Annotated in this window: 15 protein-coding genes; 6 read left to right on the top strand and 9 right to left on the bottom strand. The window is 64.8% G+C overall.

The features are described 5' to 3' along the window. The first annotated feature begins 6 nt into the window (after positions 1 to 6). Positions 7 to 630, top strand: a complete 624-nt coding sequence (locus AB3X95_RS30710) for an HAD family hydrolase (protein WP_176124308.1) — start codon at positions 7 to 9, stop codon at positions 628 to 630. A 14-nt stretch (positions 631 to 644) separates the two neighbouring features. Here AB3X95_RS30710 and AB3X95_RS30705 read toward each other — a convergent pair whose 3' ends face one another. The 7 genes from AB3X95_RS30705 to ychF all read right to left on the bottom strand — a co-directional run bounded on the left by AB3X95_RS30705 (position 645) and on the right by ychF (position 9,608). Next, complete coding sequence (locus tag AB3X95_RS30705) at positions 645 to 1,769, bottom strand: DUF748 domain-containing protein (protein ID WP_368623313.1); 1,125 nt, start codon at positions 1,767 to 1,769, stop codon at positions 645 to 647. A gap of 163 nt (positions 1,770 to 1,932) precedes the next feature. Next, positions 1,933 to 3,597: an energy-dependent translational throttle protein EttA gene (gene ettA, locus AB3X95_RS30700; protein WP_152853645.1), complete on the bottom strand. Its 1,665-nt coding sequence runs from the start codon at positions 3,595 to 3,597 to the stop codon at positions 1,933 to 1,935. A 314-nt stretch (positions 3,598 to 3,911) separates the two neighbouring features. Next, positions 3,912 to 4,991: a sn-glycerol-3-phosphate import ATP-binding protein UgpC gene (locus AB3X95_RS30695; RefSeq protein ID WP_176367430.1), complete on the bottom strand. Its 1,080-nt coding sequence runs from the start codon at positions 4,989 to 4,991 to the stop codon at positions 3,912 to 3,914. A 50-nt stretch (positions 4,992 to 5,041) separates the two neighbouring features. Further along, positions 5,042 to 5,887: a sn-glycerol-3-phosphate ABC transporter permease UgpE gene (gene ugpE, locus AB3X95_RS30690; RefSeq protein WP_176110202.1), complete on the bottom strand. Its 846-nt coding sequence runs from the start codon at positions 5,885 to 5,887 to the stop codon at positions 5,042 to 5,044. Continuing rightward, positions 5,884 to 6,768, bottom strand: a complete 885-nt coding sequence (gene ugpA / locus AB3X95_RS30685; protein WP_018433769.1) for a sn-glycerol-3-phosphate ABC transporter permease UgpA — start codon at positions 6,766 to 6,768, stop codon at positions 5,884 to 5,886. The genes ugpE and ugpA overlap by 4 nt, the downstream gene beginning before the upstream one ends. Positions 6,769 to 6,843: 75 nt before the next feature. Further along, entirely contained in the window at positions 6,844 to 8,169 is a 1,326-nt protein-coding gene (gene ugpB, locus AB3X95_RS30680) for a sn-glycerol-3-phosphate ABC transporter substrate-binding protein UgpB (protein ID WP_368623312.1), read from the bottom strand. A gap of 344 nt (positions 8,170 to 8,513) precedes the next feature. Continuing rightward, positions 8,514 to 9,608, bottom strand: a complete 1,095-nt coding sequence (ychF, locus tag AB3X95_RS30675) for a redox-regulated ATPase YchF (protein ID WP_368598677.1) — start codon at positions 9,606 to 9,608, stop codon at positions 8,514 to 8,516. Between the two features lie 277 nt (positions 9,609 to 9,885). Between ychF and AB3X95_RS30670 the strand changes: the two genes are divergently transcribed. The 5 genes from AB3X95_RS30670 (at position 9,886) to AB3X95_RS30650 (ending at position 15,190) form a co-directional block, all read left to right on the top strand. Beyond that, positions 9,886 to 10,245 carry a hypothetical protein gene (locus AB3X95_RS30670; RefSeq protein ID WP_176367474.1) on the top strand — a complete coding sequence of 120 codons (360 nt, stop codon included), beginning with the start codon at positions 9,886 to 9,888 and terminating at the stop codon, positions 10,243 to 10,245. Positions 10,246 to 10,332: 87 nt separating this feature from the next. After that, positions 10,333 to 11,505 (top strand): UbiH/UbiF family hydroxylase, encoded by a 1,173-nt coding sequence (locus AB3X95_RS30665; RefSeq protein ID WP_176124314.1) that lies wholly within the window; start codon positions 10,333 to 10,335, stop codon positions 11,503 to 11,505. A gap of 235 nt (positions 11,506 to 11,740) precedes the next feature. Then, on the top strand, positions 11,741 to 12,466 hold the full coding sequence (locus AB3X95_RS30660; protein WP_176124315.1) for a DsbC family protein: 726 nt from the start codon (positions 11,741 to 11,743) through the stop codon (positions 12,464 to 12,466). A 145-nt stretch (positions 12,467 to 12,611) separates the two neighbouring features. Next, positions 12,612 to 14,402: a M61 family metallopeptidase gene (locus AB3X95_RS30655; RefSeq protein WP_368623311.1), complete on the top strand. Its 1,791-nt coding sequence runs from the start codon at positions 12,612 to 12,614 to the stop codon at positions 14,400 to 14,402. A 191-nt stretch (positions 14,403 to 14,593) separates the two neighbouring features. Beyond that, entirely contained in the window at positions 14,594 to 15,190 is a 597-nt protein-coding gene (locus tag AB3X95_RS30650) for an FMN-dependent NADH-azoreductase (RefSeq protein ID WP_176124317.1), read from the top strand. A gap of 126 nt (positions 15,191 to 15,316) precedes the next feature. On the opposite strand, the gene AB3X95_RS30645 is transcribed toward AB3X95_RS30650, so the two are convergent. Both AB3X95_RS30645 and AB3X95_RS30640 read right to left on the bottom strand, forming a co-directional pair. Further along, complete coding sequence (locus AB3X95_RS30645; protein WP_368623310.1) at positions 15,317 to 16,141, bottom strand: uracil-DNA glycosylase; 825 nt, start codon at positions 16,139 to 16,141, stop codon at positions 15,317 to 15,319. Between the two features lie 97 nt (positions 16,142 to 16,238). Continuing rightward, positions 16,239 to 16,865, bottom strand: a complete 627-nt coding sequence (locus tag AB3X95_RS30640) for a CYTH domain-containing protein (RefSeq protein WP_176367425.1) — start codon at positions 16,863 to 16,865, stop codon at positions 16,239 to 16,241. Positions 16,866 to 16,879 lie beyond the last annotated feature (14 nt).

Genomic DNA, 16,879 nt, shown 5'->3' with positions numbered 1-16,879 from the left:
TGGTGCATGGCGATCAAGGCAGTGGTGTTCGATTTCGGCGGCGTGCTGATCGATTGGAGTCCCGAGTACCTGTACCGCGAGCTGATTCCCGACGAATCGGAGCGCCGCTGGTTCCTCACGCACGTCTGCTCGATGGACTGGGTGATCCGCCAGGACGGCGGCCAGCCGATCGTCGAAGCCACCGACGAGCTGATCGCGCAGTTTCCCGATCACGAACCGCTGATCCGCGCGTTCTACGAGCGCTGGCATCAAATGGTGGCGGGCGTGCTCGACGACGGCATCGCGCTGATGGAGAAGCTCGAAGCGGCCGAGGTGCCGCTCTTCGGGCTCACCAACTGGTCGGCCGAGACCTTCCCGTATGCGTGGGAGCACTATCCGGTGCTGCGGCGCTTTCGCGACATCGTCGTGTCGGGGCGCGTGAAGCTCGTGAAGCCCGATCCGGCGATCTTCGCCGAGATGCGCCGGCGCATCGAGCTGCAGATGCCCGGCGTCGAGCCGGCCGAACTCGTGTTCATCGACGACAACGCGAAAAACGCCGAAGCTGCTACGGCGCTCGGCTGGCACGGCGTGCATCACACGAGCGCCGCGCAAACGGAAGCGAAGCTGCGCGAATTGGGCTTGCCGGTTTGAGCTGAGCGCTACCGCTACTGTCCCAGCAGATTCTTCAACGCATTGCCGAGGCCTTTGACGGTCTCCCCCGCACCCTTCGCGACACCTTCGACGCTGACCCCCAGCGCCTTTGCAAACCCCTCGCCGATGCGCTTGAGGATCCCTTCGCGTACCGAGAACTTCGGATCGCGCAGATCGCCGTCGAGCACGAAATGCAGTGTGATGTTGCCGTCATGCGTCTTGAGCGCGGCGACGGCGGCGCGGGTCGGAATCGACATGAACGTCTCGAGCGGATTGTCGGTTTCGGCGAGTTGCAGATTGTGGACCGTCACCGTGCCGGGCGCGTGCAGATGATAGTCGCGCACTGTCGATTCGATCGACAGATCGACCGTACCGCCCGTCACCTGCGCGCGCGTGCCGGCCTTCTTCAGCAGATAGGGATCGAGCATCGCGACATCGACACCATGCAGCGTGGTCGTCGTCTGCGAATCGCGGCTGGCGATCTTGATCCAACCGTCGAACGTCACGGTGCCGGTATGCGCCGGACCCTTCAGCGAGCCGCGAACGCTGACATTGGTCGGCTCGGCAAGCGACGGCAGATGCAGATTGTCGACGCTCGCGTTCGCGTTGCTGACCGTGACCTTGAACGGCGGCGGCCCGACGCTCATGTCGTAGAAGTGGAAGTTGCCGTGTTCGAAGCGGATATGGTCGACCAGTTTTTCGCGTGGGATCGACGCCGCCGTGCCGGAGCCGCCCGAATGATCGCCTCGGTTCAGCGATTCGCGCAGGTTCGGCAGCAGATTCAGCGAGCCGTCCTTCGTGCGTAACACGGCCATGTCGAAGCCGCGCACGACGACCTCGCGGATATGCATGCGCCGCGCGATCAGATCGCGCACGTCGGGGGTGATCGTGATTTCGTCGGCGCGTAGCGGTTCGGCCGCCGGCCAGCCTGGCGGCGCTTTCAGCACGACATGGGTCAGGTGTACCGAAGTGAGGCCGACGTCGATACTGTCGGCGCTGCCGAGCGGGCCGAGCGCCGCGCTGACGCGATTCTTGACTTCCTGTTGCGCGAATTGCATTGCGCCGATCGCGATCAGAATCAACGCCAATAGCGTTCCGCCCACGACGACGATCCAGCGCCTGCCCTTCGACATCGCCATGCCTGTGTCTCCTCGTCAACGCGCTGCGTGTCGGGCGGCGCCGTGTTGACCGTCTGTCGTGTGCGCGGGACTGTCACGCGCGCCTCCATCAGGTGACGAATAGCAACGCGCATGCCCCGGGGCCCGTCCGGCATTGCGCCAGACGGGCCGGTGTGCCCGCCTGTTAACGCGAGATCGGCTTGTAGCGCAGACGCTTCGGGCGCGCGCCTTCCTCGCCGAGACGCGCGCGCTTGTCCGCTTCGTATTCCTGGTAGTTGCCGTCGAAGAACGTGACTTGCGAGTCGCCTTCGAACGCGAGGATATGCGTCGCGATACGGTCGAGGAACCAGCGATCGTGCGAGATCACGAGCACCGAACCCGCGAATTCGAGCAGCGCGTCTTCGAGCGCGCGCAGCGTTTCGACGTCGAGGTCGTTCGACGGTTCGTCGAGCAGCAGTACGTTGCCGCCCGCGATCAGCGTCTTCGCCAGATGCAGACGACCGCGCTCGCCGCCGGACAGATTGCCGACGATCTTCTGCTGGTCGCCGCCCTTGAAGTTGAAGCGGCCGATATACGCGCGCGACGGCGTTTCGTACTTGCCGACCGTCAGCACGTCGGCGCCGCCCGAGATTTCCTCGAACACCGTCTTGTTGGCTGCGAGCGCTTCGCGGCTCTGGTCGACGTAAGCGAGCTTGACGGTCGGGCCCTGCACGATCTCGCCCGAATCCGGTTGTTCGCGGCCGGTCAGCATCCGGAACAGCGTCGACTTGCCGGCGCCGTTCGGACCGATGATGCCGACGATCGCGCCGGCCGGAATCTTGAAGCTGACGTTATCGAGCAGCAGACGATCGCCGTACGACTTGCTGACGTTCTTGAACTCGATCACTTCATTGCCGAGGCGGTCGCCGACCGGAATGAAGATTTCCTGCGTTTCGTTGCGCTTCTGGTAGTCCTGGCTGTTCAGTTCCTCGAAGCGGGCGATACGCGCCTTCGACTTCGCCTGACGGCCCTTCGGGTTCTGGCGCACCCACTCGAGCTCCTTCTTGATCGCCTTCTGGCGCGCCGACTCCGACGCTTCTTCCTGCTTCAGGCGCTCTTCCTTCTGATCGAGCCAGCTGCTGTAGTTGCCCTTCCACGGAATGCCGTGACCGCGGTCGAGCTCGAGAATCCACTCGGCGGCGTTGTCGAGGAAGTAGCGATCGTGCGTGACGGCGACCACGGTACCCGGGAAGCGCGTCAGGAACTGCTCGAGCCATTCGACCGATTCCGCGTCGAGGTGGTTGGTCGGCTCGTCGAGCAGCAGCATGTCGGGCTTTTGCAGCAGCAGCTTGCACAGCGCGACGCGGCGCTTTTCGCCGCCCGACAGATGCTCGATCTTCGCGTCCCACGCCGGCAGGCGCAGTGCGTCGGCGGCGATTTCGATTTGCTGCTCGGCGCTGCCGTCGGTCGTCGCGAGGATCGCTTCGTACTTCGCCTGCTCGGCCGCGAGAGCGTCGAAGTCGGCGTCCGGCTCCGCGTAGGCCGCGTAGATTTCGTCGAGCTTCTTCTGTGCGTTGAACACGTCGCCGAGGCCTTCCTCGACCGCTTCACGCACGGTTTTCTGCGGATCGAGTTGCGGCTCCTGCGGCAGATAGCCGATGTTCAGATTCGGCATCGGCGTGGCTTCGCCTTCGATCTCCGTGTCCACACCGGCCATGATGCGAATCAGCGTCGACTTGCCCGAGCCGTTCAGACCGAGCAGGCCGATCTTCGCGCCGGGGAAGAACGATAGCGAAATGTCTTTGAGGATCTGGCGCTTGGGCGGCACGATTTTGCCGACCCGGTTCATGGTGAAAACGTATTGGGCCATTTGCTTGCAGTAGACGTTGACGATGCCGGCCGCGTGCGGGCGGGCAGTCGGGGTTGAATGGGTAATCGGTGTGAGGGCCGGGCGGAACACCCGGCGCCGGCCGGCGCGGCGCCGGATTCGACGACGCTGCCACGCGCGGCATGTGGTTCAGGTGGCATTGTACTTCGCCCGGCGGGGGCCGGGCGGCGGGCGGACCGCTGGCGGGCCGCTTCACGCACCGGGTGGTGCGCTATTTGCACGCACCGTGTCGCCGATCTTCGGAGCCATTGCGCGACGCCGCCGACGGGAGAAGGCGGCGGCGTCCGGCATCGGTGTCAGTTCGCGCGCCGTCCCGTCACCGGATCGAAGAAGTGCAGATGTCGTGCGGGCAGCGCGAGCTGCAGCGTCTCGCCCGCCGCCGGACGATGAGCGTGCGGCAGTCGCGCGGTCACGTCGTGCTTGCCCCAGCGGCCGTGGGCGAGATTGTCCGCGCCGAGAATCTCGCAGGAATCGACGGTGAGCGTCGCATCGGCCGTGCCGGGGCTCAGATGCTCGGGGCGAATGCCGAGCGTCCATTCGCGGCCCGTCGCGACTTCGCGGCCGATCGACGGCACGCCCGCGAGCGGCAGCTTCGGGCCGTTGCCGGCGACGTCGAAGGTCGAGCCGTCGTCCGAAACCCGGCCTTCGAGCAGGTTCATCCCCGGCGAGCCGATGAAGCTCGCGACGAACACCGTCGCCGGTCGCTCGTAGACTTCGGTCGGCGCGCCGATCTGCTCGGCGTGGCCCTTGTTCATCACGATCACGCGTTGCGCCAGCGTCATCGCTTCGATCTGGTCGTGCGTGACGTACAGGCTCGTGGTCTTAAGGCGCGCATGCAGGCGCTGGATTTCGAGGCGCATCTGCACGCGCAGACGCGCGTCGAGATTCGACAGCGGTTCGTCGAACAGAAACACCGCCGGTTCGCGCACGATCGCGCGGCCCATCGCGACGCGCTGGCGCTGTCCGCCCGACAGTTCGCGCGGCTTGCGCTGCAGCAGCGCGCCGAGTTCGAGAATCTGCGCGGCGGCTTCGACGCGTTTCGCGATCTGCGCGCGATCGACGCCCGCGATCTTCAGCGCGTAACCCATGTTCTCGGCCACGCTCATATGCGGATACAGCGCGTAGTTCTGGAACACCATCGCGATGTTGCGATCCTTCGGCTCCAAGTCGTTGACGACCTTGCCGGCGATCGAGATGCTGCCGTCGGAGATGCGCTCGAGGCCGGCGACCATCCGCAGCAACGTCGATTTGCCGCAGCCGGACGGGCCGACCATCACGACGAATTCGCCGGCGGCGATGTCGACGTCGATGCCGTGCAATACGAACTGTTTGCCGTCGTAGGTTTTCTTAACGTTTTGCAGAGTCAGTGCAGCCATGCGGTTCTAGCCTTTGATTTTGAGTGCTTGTCGCAGTCCGCCATACCGGATTACTTTTCCGAGTCCACGAGGCCGCGCACGAACCAGCGCTGCATCGTCAGCACCACGGCGAGCGGCGGCAGCATCGCGAGCAGCGTGGCCGTCATCACCAGATGCCATTCGGTCGCGGTATCGCCCGAGGCGATCATCCCCCTGATGCCGATCACCGCGGTGGTCAGCGACTGCTGGCTCGTGATCAGGATCGGCCACAGATACTGGTTCCAGCCGTAGATGAACGTGATTACGAAGAGGGCGGCCATCGTGGTCCGCGACAGCGGCAGCACGACGTCCCAGAAGAAGCGCAGCGCGCCCGCGCCGTCGATGCGCGCAGCTTCCATCAGCTCGTCGGGCAGCGTCTTGAAGAACTGGCGGAACAGGAACGTCGCGGTCGCCGACGCGATCAGCGGCAGCGTCAAACCGGTGTACGTATTGCTCAGATGCATCGACGACACCACCTGCACGGTCGGAAAAATCCGCACTTCGACCGGCAGCATCAGCGTGATGAAAATCAGCCAGAACGCGGCCGTGCGAAACGGAAAGCGGAAGTAGACGATCGCGTACGCGGAGATCATCGACACGGCGATCTTGCCCACCGCGATCACGAGCGCCATCACGAGGCTGTTGAGCAGCATGCGATTGAACGGCGCCGCCGCGTTGCCGGTGCCCTGCGTCCAGATCGTGACGATGTTCTCGAACAGGTGCGTGCTGGGCACGAGCGACAGCGGCACTGTGAACACCTCGTGATCGCTCATCGTCGCCGCGCAGAACGCGACGTACACCGGAAACACCACCAGCGCGACGCCGATGATCAGCACCGCGTGACAGAACAGGTCGAAACCGCGTCGGTTCTCGATCATGAGTATTGAACCCTGCGTTCGATGAAGCGGAATTGCACGACGGTCAGCGCGACGACGATGATCATCAGCACGACCGACTGCGCGCCGGAGCTGCCGATGTCGAGCCCCTGGAAGCCTTCGGCGAAGATCTTGTAGATCAGCGTGCGGGTCGCCTGGCCTGGTCCGCCGCCGGTCGCCGCGTCGATCACGGGGAAGGTGTCGAAGAACGCGTAGGTGATGTTGATCACCAGCAAAAAGAACGTGGTAGGCGACAGCAGCGGCAGCGCGATGCCGAAGAAGCGCCGCACCGGACCGGCGCCGTCGATCGCGGCCGCCTCGATCAGCGAGCGCGGAATCGCCTGCAGCCCCGCGTAGAAAAACAGGAAGTTATAGCTGATCTGCTGCCAGACCGACGCGAGCACGACGAGGAACATCGCCTGACCGGGGTTCAGCGCGTGATTCCACACGACGCCGTATTTCGCGAGCGCGTACGTGACGAGGCCGATGCTCGGGTTGAACAGGAACGACCACAGCACCGCGGCGATCGCGGGCGCGACCGCGTACGGCCAGATCAGCAGCGTTTGATAGGCCTTCGCGCCGCGCGTCACGCGGTCCGCACAGACCGCCAGCAACAGCGAGATGACGAGGCCCGACACGGTGACGAGCGTGCAGAACACGATCGTCGTGTTGAACGACGCGAGATATAAAGGATCGGCGAACAGCTGCTTGAAGTTCGCGAGTCCGACGAACTCGCTCGACGTGCCGAACGCGTCCTGAGTTTGCGTCGATTGCCAGAGCGCGACGCCGGCCGGCCACAGGAAGAACACCAGCGTGATGATCAGCTGCGGCGCGACGAGCAGGTAGGGCAGCGCGCTGGTGCCGAAGTAAGAGCGCTTATCCATCGGGATTCTCGAGATGTGTTGCAACGACTTCGGGTTCCGGTGCAAGAGCGCCGGAACCCTGCCAGCCGGCGATGCTTAGCTACCGGCCTTTTCGAAGCGGCGCAGCAGTTCGTCGCCGCGCGAGACGGACGAATCGAGCGCCTGTTGCGGCGTCTTCTTCTCCGCCCACACCTGCTCGAGTTCTTCGTCGATCACGGTGCGAATCTGCGGCATGTTGCCCAGACGCAGACCCTTCGTGTACGGCAGCGGCGGTTTGTTCAGCATCTGGCGGATCGCGGTGTCGCTGCCCGGGTTCTTGTCGTAGAACCCCTGCTGGCGCGTCAGATCATATGCGGCGGTCGTGATCGGCAGATAGCCGGTGTCCTGATGCCACTTCGCGGCGACCGGCGGCGTGGCCAGATACGCGAGGAACTTTGCGACGCCCTTGTAGACGGCCGGGTCCTTGCCCGACAGCACCCACAGGCTCGCTCCGCCGATGATCGCGTTCTGCGGCGCGCCCTTCACGCTGTCGTCGTACGGCATCATGCCGGTGGCGAAGCTGAACTTCGCGTATTTCTTGATCGTCGCGAGCGAGCCCGACGAGTTCGTGATGATGCCGCAGTCGCCGCTATAGAACTTCGACACCGGTTCGTCCTTGCGGCCGACATAGGTGAACGTGCCGTCCTTCGCCATGCTTTGCAGGAACTGGATGTGCGCGACCTGCAGCGGCTTGTTGAATTCCAGCTGGGCGTCCATGCCGTCGAAGCCGTTGTTACGCGACGCGAACGGCGCCGCGTGCCACGCGCTGAAGTTCTCGAGCTGAATCCAGCTCTGCCAGCCCGACGAATAGCCGCACGACATGCCCGAGGCCTTCAGCTTCTGCGCATCGGCGTGCAACTCGGCCCAGGTCTTCGGCGGCTGGTTCGGATCGAGGCCGGCCTTCTTGAACGCGTCCTTGTTGTAGTACAGCACCGGCGTCGAACTGTTGAACGGCATCGAGATCAGCTCACCGGTCTTCGAGTCGCTGTAATAGCTGGCGATGGTCGGCACGAAGGCCTTCTGATCGAGCGGCACGCCCGCGTCCTTGAAGACCTGCGTGACCGGGACGATGGCTTTCTTCGCCTGCATCATCGTTGCGGTGCCGACTTCGTAGACCTGCAGGATCGCCGGCGCGTTGCCGCTGCGATAGGCGGCGATGCCGGCGGCGAGGGTCTGGTCGTAGGTGCCCTTGAACACGGGCACGATCTTGTAGTCGCTCTGCGATTTGTTGAAGTCGTTCGCGATGTCGTTCAGACGTTCGCCCAGTGCGGCTTCCATCGCATGCCAGAACTGGATTTCGGTCGCGGCGTGAGCCGCCTGGCTGATGCCGATGCTCAATACAGCGGCGACGGAAAGTGAGCGGAACAGCGGCTTGTAATTCATCGATTTATCTCCTGTTCATAAGGGCGCGGACGCGAATCGCGCGATTCTATTTGTGTTCGATGACATTCCGGCGTCGGTGGCCGGGTGGCGCGGACCATGGGTGGCGGCGCGCCGGAAGCCGAAATTTAGCATCGGCTGTCATGGAAAGGAAATAAATGGGCGGTGGTTCGGGAAGATCCCGGGCCATGCAGAGCATGGCGAGGTGCGGGATAGTGTGTTCCGCGACCATTACCCTGTTTGAAATTTGACGCGTTGCGCAAGTCGTAGCGCGCAAACAAAAAAGCCCGCAACCCCTGAGGGTTCGCGGGCCTTACTCGGGCAGCGCAGTGTGCGCCGCTTCGCGCTTACACGTTGAACAGGAAGTTCATCACGTCGCCATCGTGCACGACGTACTCCTTGCCTTCCGCGCGCATCTTGCCGGCTTCCTTCGCGCCTTGTTCACCCTTGTAGGTGATGTAGTCGGCGAAGCTGATCGTCTGCGCGCGGATGAAGCCGCGCTCGAAGTCCGTGTGGATCGCGCCGGCCGCCTTCGGCGCCGTATCGCCGATGTGGATCGTCCACGCGCGCACTTCCTTCACGCCGGCCGTGAAGTAGGTGTGCAGGCCGAGCAGCTTGTAGCCCGCGCGGATCACGCGGTTCAGGCCCGGCTCCTCCATGCCCATGTCGGCGAGGAAGACTTCCTTGTCGGCTTCGTCGAGATCGGCGATGTCCGCTTCGACCGCCGCGCACACGGCCACGACCGGCGAGCCTTCCGCGGCCGCGAACTTCGTGACCGCGTCGAGGTGCGGATTGTTCTCGAAGCCGTTTTCCTTCACGTTGGCGACGTACATCGTCGGCTTCGCGGTGATCAGGCAGAAAGGCTTGAGCGTGGCCTTTTCTTCATCGCTCAGATCGAGCGCGCGGACCGGCTTCGCCTGGTTGAGTTGCGCGCGGACCTTCTCCAGCACCGCCACGTTCTTCACGGCTTCCTTGTCGTTGCCAGACTTGGCCGCCTTGGAGTAGCGCGCGAGCGCCTTTTCGACGGTGCCGAGGTCGGCAAGCGCGAGTTCGGTGTTGATCACCTCGATGTCCGACAGCGGATCGACCTTGTTCGCGACGTGAATCACGTTGTCGTCCTCGAAGCAGCGCACGACGTGTGTGATCGCATCGGTTTCGCGGATGTTCGCGAGGAACTGGTTGCCGAGGCCTTCGCCCTTGCTCGCGCCGGCCACCAGACCCGCGATGTCGACGAACTCGACCACCGCCGGCAGGATGCGCTCCGGCTTGACGATTTCGGCAAGCGCCTTCAGACGGGTGTCCGGCACCTCGACGATGCCGACGTTCGGCTCGATCGTGCAGAACGGATAGTTCTCAGCGGAGATGCCCGCCTTCGTGAGTGCGTTGAACAGGGTGGACTTGCCGACGTTAGGCAGGCCGACGATGCCGCATTGGAGGCTCATGGAAATCCTTCAGTGAATCAGTAGGTTGCGTGATGCGCTCGACGCTGCGCGCGGATTCGGAAAGCCTTGGCGTTAGGAGGGGCGCGGCAGGCTCAGCGGAGCGGACAAGTCACCGAATCGGGGCGTTGGCTCGACGATTGAGTGCGAGTTTTCACGGAAAGCGCAATTGTAACCCGTTCGCCCGCGCGGACCGGGCGGCGCATTTGCGCATCGCCACTGTAGAATCGTCAGTTCAAAGCCGGCAGAGCTCCATTTCCGGGGGACCAGCGTGCGAATCATGAGATGGGTCGGAATTGGCGTCGCCGCCGCGATCGTGGTGGGCGTGGTCGCGGCATGGGTCGCGCCGGATTTCGACGAAGCCCAGGCAACCACGGACCGTCAGACGATCGACTGTTTGTCGACCCACCTGTCGCACGAAGATCGCGCCGACATCGCGCGGTTCGCTGACAAGAACGACTACGACTCGCTGTGGAGCGTGTTCGACCGCGTCTTCCCCGACTGCGCGGTGCGCAGCGATCAGCGCGATCGCAAGGCCGAGCTCGAGGCGGCCGCATGGCGCAACCTCTCGTCCGATCGCGATTTCATGCGCATGCGCGAGGCGAACGCGGCGCTCGCGGCGAGCGCCGCGACGCGTTAGCACGACCCATCAGGGGCCCGCGCATGGAGCCCAGATGCCCGCGCCCGTCGATCCGTCCCCCGCACCCCCCGCGGCTATAATGCGCGCATGAACGCACACCACCAGACCTTTGATGCCGCCGTGATCGGCGGCGGGCTCGTCGGCAAGACCGCGGCGCTCGCGCTCACGCAAGCCGGACTGCGCGTCGCACTGCTCGCGCAGCCTTGCGCGGCGCTGCCGGCGGGTGCTGCCTTCGACTCGCGCGTCTATGCGTTGTCGTCGAGTTCGCAGGACTTGCTCGAACGGCTGCGGGTCTGGCAGGCGCTCGATCACTCACGGCTCGGTCCCGTCTACGACATGCGCGTCTACGGCGACGCGCACGCCGAACTGCATTTCTCCGCGTTTCAGGCATCGGTGCCGCAGCTTGCGTGGATCGTCGAGTCGTCGGTGATCGAGCGCGCGCTCGATGCCGCGCTGCGTTTCCAGCCGAACCTCACATGGATCGACACGCGCGCGCAGGCGCTCGATTTCTCCGTCGTCAGCGCGAGCGTCGGCCTCGCGAACGGCAACGTGCTCGAAGCGGACCTCGTAGTCGGCGCGGACGGAGCGCACTCGTGGGTGCGCGCCCAGATCGGCTCGAAGATGGTGCGCCGCGACTACCGGCAGATCGGCGTGGTCGCCAATTTCAAGGCAGCGAAACCGCACGGCGAAACCGCGTATCAGTGGTTCCGCGACGGCGAGATCATCGCGTTGCTGCCGATGCCGGACGGCCACGTGTCGCTGGTCTGGTCGGCCCGCACCGAACACGCCGAGCAGTTGCTCGCGCTCGATCCCGAGCGGCTCGCCGCCGAAGTCGAGCACGTGAGCGGTGAACAGTTCGGCGCGCTCGAGTGTGTCACGCCCGCGCAGGGCTTCCCGCTCGCGTTGCAAACCGTCGACCGGCTGGTCGCGCCGCGTGTCGCGCTGGTCGGTGATGCCGCGCATCTGATCCACCCGCTGGCGGGGCAGGGCATGAACCTCGGCTTGCGCGACGTCGCCGCGCTCGCGAGCACGGTCGGCGGCAAGGAGTCGTTTCGCGATCTCGGCGACATGGTGCTGCTGCGTCGCTACGAACGCGCGCGCCGCGAAGACATCCGCGCGCTGATGATCGCTACCGACGGCCTGCAGAAACTGTTTTCGGTGCCCGGTCCGCTCGCGCGCGCCGTGCGCAATACCGGCATGGCGTTCGTCGGCGCGCAGCCGTTCATCAAGCGCTGGCTCGTGTCGGCGGCGCTGGGGTAAACCGCAACGAGGCGTCGCGCGGATAGCCGATGGCCGGTCACGGGCGCCCGGGACAGGTATCATGACCGGATCGACGCGCTGCGATCCGCCCCTATCCGGCCCTTATCCGAACCCGATCGAACCTGATCGAGCCTGATCGAACGTGATCGAGCCTGATCGAACCGATAGGCGGCCAAAGCGCGCGGCCGGAACGTAACGAACGCGCAGGTGCGCGAATGACCTCCAGGACTCCCGCATGAAAAAGACTTTCCGCATCGCCGCCACCGCCCTCGCGATCGCTGCCGTCACGCTCGGCTGCTCGGCGCAGGCCGACCAGACCACCGACAAGCTCAAAGCCACCCTGCAAAATCGCCTGTCCGACGTGACGATCAAGGGCGTGTCGAAGACGCCGATCGCGGGCCTGTACGAAGTGAACCTCGGCACGCAGATCATTTACAGCGATGCGAGCGGCGACTACCTGATGCTCGGCGACATGGTGGACTCCAAGACGCGCAAGAATCTGACCGAAGCACGCCTGTCGGAAACCAACCGCATCGACTTCGCCAGCCTGCCGTTCGGCGACGCGGTGAAGGTCGTGCGCGGCAACGGCGCACGCAAGATCGCGGTGTTCTCCGATCCGAACTGCCCGTACTGCAAGCAGCTCGAAAAAACGCTGCAGTCGATCGATAACGTGACGGTCTACACCTTCCTGTACCCGGTGCTGTCGCCGGATTCGACGGCCAAGTCGAAGTCGATCTGGTGCTCGGCCGATCGCGCGAAGGCGTGGGAATCGTGGATGCAGGACCGTCAGGCGCCGACCGCCGCCGCCACCTGCGACACCGCCGCGATCGACAAGAACCTCGCGCTCGGCCGTTCGATGAACGTCGAGGGCACGCCGACGGTGTTCCTGGCCGACGGCCGCCGCCTGCCCGGCGCGGTGCCGGCAGACCGGCTCGACAAGGAACTGTCGGCCGTGCACTGAACAGTGCGCTGCACGCAGCGTCAAGCACGCCCCGGGCGCGCAACAGATGCAACGTTCAAACGAAAGGAGGCGCACGCAGCGCCTCCTTTCGCATCGAGCCCCGAACTTCTTCGCCTCACTCTCCTGACACTCCCAAACGCCGCCGATGAAGCCGATACGCTACACCATCGTTCCGAGTAACCCCGCCGCCCACCTGTTCGAAGTCACCGTGACCGTCGCCGATCCCGATCCGGCCGGCCAGCGTTTCATGCTGCCGGTGTGGATTCCGGGCAGCTACATGGTGCGCGAGTTCGCGCGCAACATCGTGACGCTGCGCGCGGTCAACGACGCGGGCCGCAAGGTGCGCGTCGAGAAGGTCGATAAGCACACGTGGCTGGCCGCGCCGGTCAAGGGAGCGTTGACGCTGCGCTACGAGGTGTACGCATGGGACATGTCGGTGCGCGCCGCGCATCTGGACGACACCATCGGCTTTTTCAACGGCACGAGCGTGTTCCTGTCGCCGCTCGGGCATGAAGACGCGCAGTGCGTGGTCGATATACAGAAGCCGCAGGGCGCCGCGTATCGCGACTGGCGCGTCGCGACCGCGCTGCCGGAAGCGCGCGGCACCCGGCGCTACGGCTTCGGCGAGTACCGCGCGCAGAACTACGACGAGCTGGTCGACCATCCGGTGACGCTCGGCGAGTTCGCGCTCGCGACGTTCAAGTCGCACGGCGTACCGCACGACGTCGTGATCGGCGGCCGAGTGATCGGGCTCGACATGGAGCGGTTGTGCCGCGACCTGAAGCGCATCTGCGAGGCGCAGATTGCACTGTTCGAACCGAAATCGAAGAAGGCGCCGGTCGAGCGCTACGTGTTCATGACGCAGGCCGTCACCGACGGTTACGGCGGTCTCGAGCATCGCGCATCGACCGCGCTGATCTGCAATCGCACCGATCTGCCGGTGCAGGGCCGCGATGCGATGAGCGAGGGCTACCGGACTTATCTCGGTCTGTGCAGCCACGAGTATTTCCACACGTGGAACGTGAAGCGGATCAAGCCGGCCGTGTTCGCGCCGTATGACCTCGGCGTCGAAAACTACACGTCGCTGCTGTGGCTGTTCGAGGGCTTCACGTCGTATTACGACGACCTGATTCTCGTGCGCAGCGGCGTGATCTCGCAGGACGACTATTTCGGCCTTCTCGGCAAGGTGATCGGCGGCGTGCAGCGCGGCAGCGGGCGCCTGAAGCAGAGCGTCGCCGAAAGCTCGTTCGACGCATGGGTCAAGTACTACCGGCAGGACGAGAACGCGCCGAACGCGATCGTCAGCTATTACACGAAGGGCTCGCTGATCGCGCTCGCGTTCGATCTGACGATCCGCGCGCAAACCGGCAATCAGAAATCGCTCGACGACGTGATGCGTCTGCTCTGGAAGCGCTTTGGCCGTGATTTTTATCGCGGCAAGCCGGTCGGCGTCGACGAAAGCGAGATCGAGGCGATTTTTGCGGAAGCGAGCGGCGCGGAACTCGCCGAACTGTTCGCCGAGGGCGTGCGCGGCACGCGCGATCTGCCGCTCGACGCGTTGCTCGCGCCGTTTGGCGTGACGCTCGCGCCGGACGTCGACAAGAACGGCAAGCCGTCGCTCGGCGTGCGGCTGCGCGGCGGCGCGGACTGCGCGCTCGCGACGGTGCATGAGGGCAGTGCCGCGCAGAAAGCCGGCCTTTCCGCTGGCGACGTGCTGATCGCGCTCGATGGCCTGCGCGTGACCGGCGGGAATATCGATGCGCTGCTGGCGCGCTACCAGCCGGGCGCGAAAGTCGAGGTGCACGCGTTCCGCCGCGATGAGCTGCGGGTCACGCAGGTGAAGCTCGACGGTCCCGAAGTGGCGCGCTACAAGCTCACGGTCAGCGATCACCGTCCCGCCGCGCGCAAAGCCCTCGAGCGCTGGCTGACGAAGTGAACGGCGTGGCGATGGGCCGCACCGGGCGGTCCATCGATCGTCGCTCGTCTCGTCGCCAATCGGCGGAGGAGGGCGGTGGATTGTTCTACCCATGCAACAATCCGTCGCCGCCGGACGGCTTTTTCGCCGCTCGATAAAAAAACACAATGGCTCCACTCGCGCAACACTGCGCGCCCCTACTGGAGTCAACCATGACCACGATCCTGCAAATCAACTCGGCAGCCCGTTCGCAAGGCGCGAACTCGACACTTCTCGTCAACGAACTGACCGAAAAGCTGCAACAGTCGCATCCGGGCGCGCAAGTCGTCGTCCGTAACCTGCAAGCCGAACCGCTGCCGCACCTTGACGACGCCGTGCTCGGCGCGTTTTTCACGCCGGCCGAGCAGCGCACGCCGGAACAAGCCGCCATCGCCGCGCGCAGCGAAGCGCTGATCGCTGAACTGCAAGCCGCCGACGTTATCGTGATCGGCGCGCCGATGTACAACTTTGGCATCTCGTCGCAACTGAAGACGTACTTCGACTTCATCGCGCGTGCGGGCATCACGTTCCGCTACACCGCGAACGGCCCGGAAGGCCTCGTGACGGGCAAGAAGGTCTACGTCGTGTCGGCGCGCGGCGGCAAGTATCTGGGCACGCCGAACGATAGCCAGACGCCGTATCTGAAGAGCTTCCTCGGCTTCCTCGGCATGACCGACGTGAACTTCATCTACGCCGAAGGCCTGAACATGGGCCCGGACGCCGCGACCGCCGCGCTGAGCTCGGCACGCGAAGCGATCGCCGCGGTCTAAGCGGCTTCGTCGTATCGCATTGCGCCGCTTCGATGCGGCGCAAGCGGTGAAATAAAAAACGCCACGGATGGGTTCACCCTCCGTGGCGTTTTCGCTTGGTATCGACATCTTCCGACGGCGACGCCGTCACGCAAGCATTTGCGCGTCGTCCGGCAGACGCCAGTCGATCGGCTCGCGGCCGTGCTGCATTAGATATTCGTTCGCCTTCGCGAAATGACCGCAACCGAGAAAGCCGCGATGCGCGGACAACGGCGACGGATGCGGCGCCTCCAGCACATAGTGCGATTTGCCGCCGAGCAGCGCGCGCTTGGCCTGCGCATGCGCGCCCCACAGCATGAACACGAGATTCTGATGCCGCGTAGCCAGTTCGTGGATCAGCGTGTCCGTGCATTTTTCCCAGCCGCGTTTCGCGTGGCTCGCGGCGCTGTCGCGCTCGACGGTCAGCACCGTGTTCAGCAGCAACACGCCCTGTCTGGCCCAGCTGTCGAGGCACCCGTGCTGCGGCGTTGCGTGACCGAGACTCGCGCCGATTTCCTTGAAGATGTTGCGCAACGACGGCGGCGGCCGCACGTGCGGCGCGACCGAAAACGCGAGACCGTGCGCCTGCGGTGTGCCGCGGTCTTCGCCGTGGTACGGGTCCTGGCCGAGGATCACGACTTTCACTTCGTCGGGACTCGTCAGGCGCAGCGCGCGGAACACGTCGGCCGGATAGATGGTTTTGCCGGCAGCGCGCTCGCCGTCGACGAAGCGGCACAGCGGCGCGTAGGTGTCGCTGTCGATGAAGGGTTTCAAATGCGCACGCCAAGCCGCCGGCAGCGCGGCGAATTGGGCTTCGAGCGTGGGCGGGGCGGCGGTGGTGGCGTCGGCCGAGGCTGCGGCGGGAGCTGGCGCGGCATCGTCGAACAACGACGCCTGCGGCGAACTGGAGCGGGTACGGGTAGCGGAGGTCATGGCGGGGAAGTGTCGCAGCAAACGCTGGCTAGCTCAAGTTGCGGCGAGCGAGCGCATGAGGCGCCGCGGGTTTCGGCAACCCACACCCATTCCGCGCTTACCCCGCGCGCAACCGATAGCCACGCTGCGCCTTGCTGATGTCATCCGGTGCGAGGCCGGCAATCCGTTTGCCGAGTTCGGCGGCCAGCGTGTGAAGCGCCGCTTCGTCGCCCGACTTCAGTTCGAGCTCGATCTCCGAGATTGGCGCGCGACGCGCTTCATCGTCGACTTCGGCGAGCACGTCGCCCTGATCGATCGCTGCCTCGATCTGAGCGCCGTCGGTGTCGAGCAGCCAGAGCGTGCGGGTGAAATTGGTGTGGAACAGCTCGATCAGCGCAGGCGCGGCCTGTCTCAGAGCGTCCGCGGCGGCGGGTTCGTCGCAAGCGTTCAGCAACGAATCGATTTCGAGTTTCGCGCCGGCGACCGGCATTTCCCATTCGTGCCGGCTATGCAGGCCGTTGGTTGCCGTGCCGACCGTCTTGAAGGTCTGCAGCCAGCCGTCCGGCGTCTGACGCAGACGCAGCGCGCTCTTCGATGACGCGAGCGTCAACTGCGGCGTGTCGAAGTAAATGTTCACGAGCTTGATCGCGCGTCCTTTCTTGCCGGCGCGCGCGGCGAACCACTGCGTCGCCGCCTGCACCTGCGAAGCCGGCAGTGCCAGCTTGATTTCGCGTTCCATGCTCATGGTACGTGTCTTGG

It is taken from the genome of Paraburkholderia sp. BR13444 (assembly GCF_040948755.1).
GTDB lineage: Bacteria > Pseudomonadota > Gammaproteobacteria > Burkholderiales > Burkholderiaceae > Paraburkholderia > Paraburkholderia youngii.
Note: the sequence above shows the minus strand (reverse complement) of the source record. Positions and strands in the feature narration are given on the sequence as shown.

What these genes read in the sequence shown, in the direction of transcription:
- AB3X95_RS30650 (WP_176124317.1), top strand. Translation starts at nt 14,594, where the DNA reads ATGACCACGATCCTGCAAATCAACTCGGCAGCCCGTTCGCAAGGCGCG.
- AB3X95_RS30645 (WP_368623310.1), bottom strand. Translation starts at nt 16,141, where the DNA reads ATGACCTCCGCTACCCGTACCCGCTCCAGTTCGCCGCAGGCGTCGTTG.
- AB3X95_RS30670 (WP_176367474.1), top strand. Translation starts at nt 9,886, where the DNA reads ATGAGATGGGTCGGAATTGGCGTCGCCGCCGCGATCGTGGTGGGCGTG.
- ettA (WP_152853645.1), bottom strand. Translation starts at nt 3,597, where the DNA reads ATGGCCCAATACGTTTTCACCATGAACCGGGTCGGCAAAATCGTGCCG.
- AB3X95_RS30640 (WP_176367425.1), bottom strand. Translation starts at nt 16,865, where the DNA reads ATGAGCATGGAACGCGAAATCAAGCTGGCACTGCCGGCTTCGCAGGTG.
- ugpE (WP_176110202.1), bottom strand. Translation starts at nt 5,887, where the DNA reads ATGATCGAGAACCGACGCGGTTTCGACCTGTTCTGTCACGCGGTGCTG.
- AB3X95_RS30705 (WP_368623313.1), bottom strand. Translation starts at nt 1,769, where the DNA reads ATGGCGATGTCGAAGGGCAGGCGCTGGATCGTCGTCGTGGGCGGAACG.
- AB3X95_RS30665 (WP_176124314.1), top strand. Translation starts at nt 10,333, where the DNA reads ATGAACGCACACCACCAGACCTTTGATGCCGCCGTGATCGGCGGCGGG.
- AB3X95_RS30710 (WP_176124308.1), top strand. Translation starts at nt 7, where the DNA reads ATGGCGATCAAGGCAGTGGTGTTCGATTTCGGCGGCGTGCTGATCGAT.
- ugpA (WP_018433769.1), bottom strand. Translation starts at nt 6,768, where the DNA reads ATGGATAAGCGCTCTTACTTCGGCACCAGCGCGCTGCCCTACCTGCTC.
- AB3X95_RS30660 (WP_176124315.1), top strand. Translation starts at nt 11,741, where the DNA reads ATGAAAAAGACTTTCCGCATCGCCGCCACCGCCCTCGCGATCGCTGCC.
- ychF (WP_368598677.1), bottom strand. Translation starts at nt 9,608, where the DNA reads ATGAGCCTCCAATGCGGCATCGTCGGCCTGCCTAACGTCGGCAAGTCC.
- AB3X95_RS30695 (WP_176367430.1), bottom strand. Translation starts at nt 4,991, where the DNA reads ATGGCTGCACTGACTCTGCAAAACGTTAAGAAAACCTACGACGGCAAA.
- AB3X95_RS30655 (WP_368623311.1), top strand. Translation starts at nt 12,612, where the DNA reads ATGAAGCCGATACGCTACACCATCGTTCCGAGTAACCCCGCCGCCCAC.
- ugpB (WP_368623312.1), bottom strand. Translation starts at nt 8,169, where the DNA reads ATGAATTACAAGCCGCTGTTCCGCTCACTTTCCGTCGCCGCTGTATTG.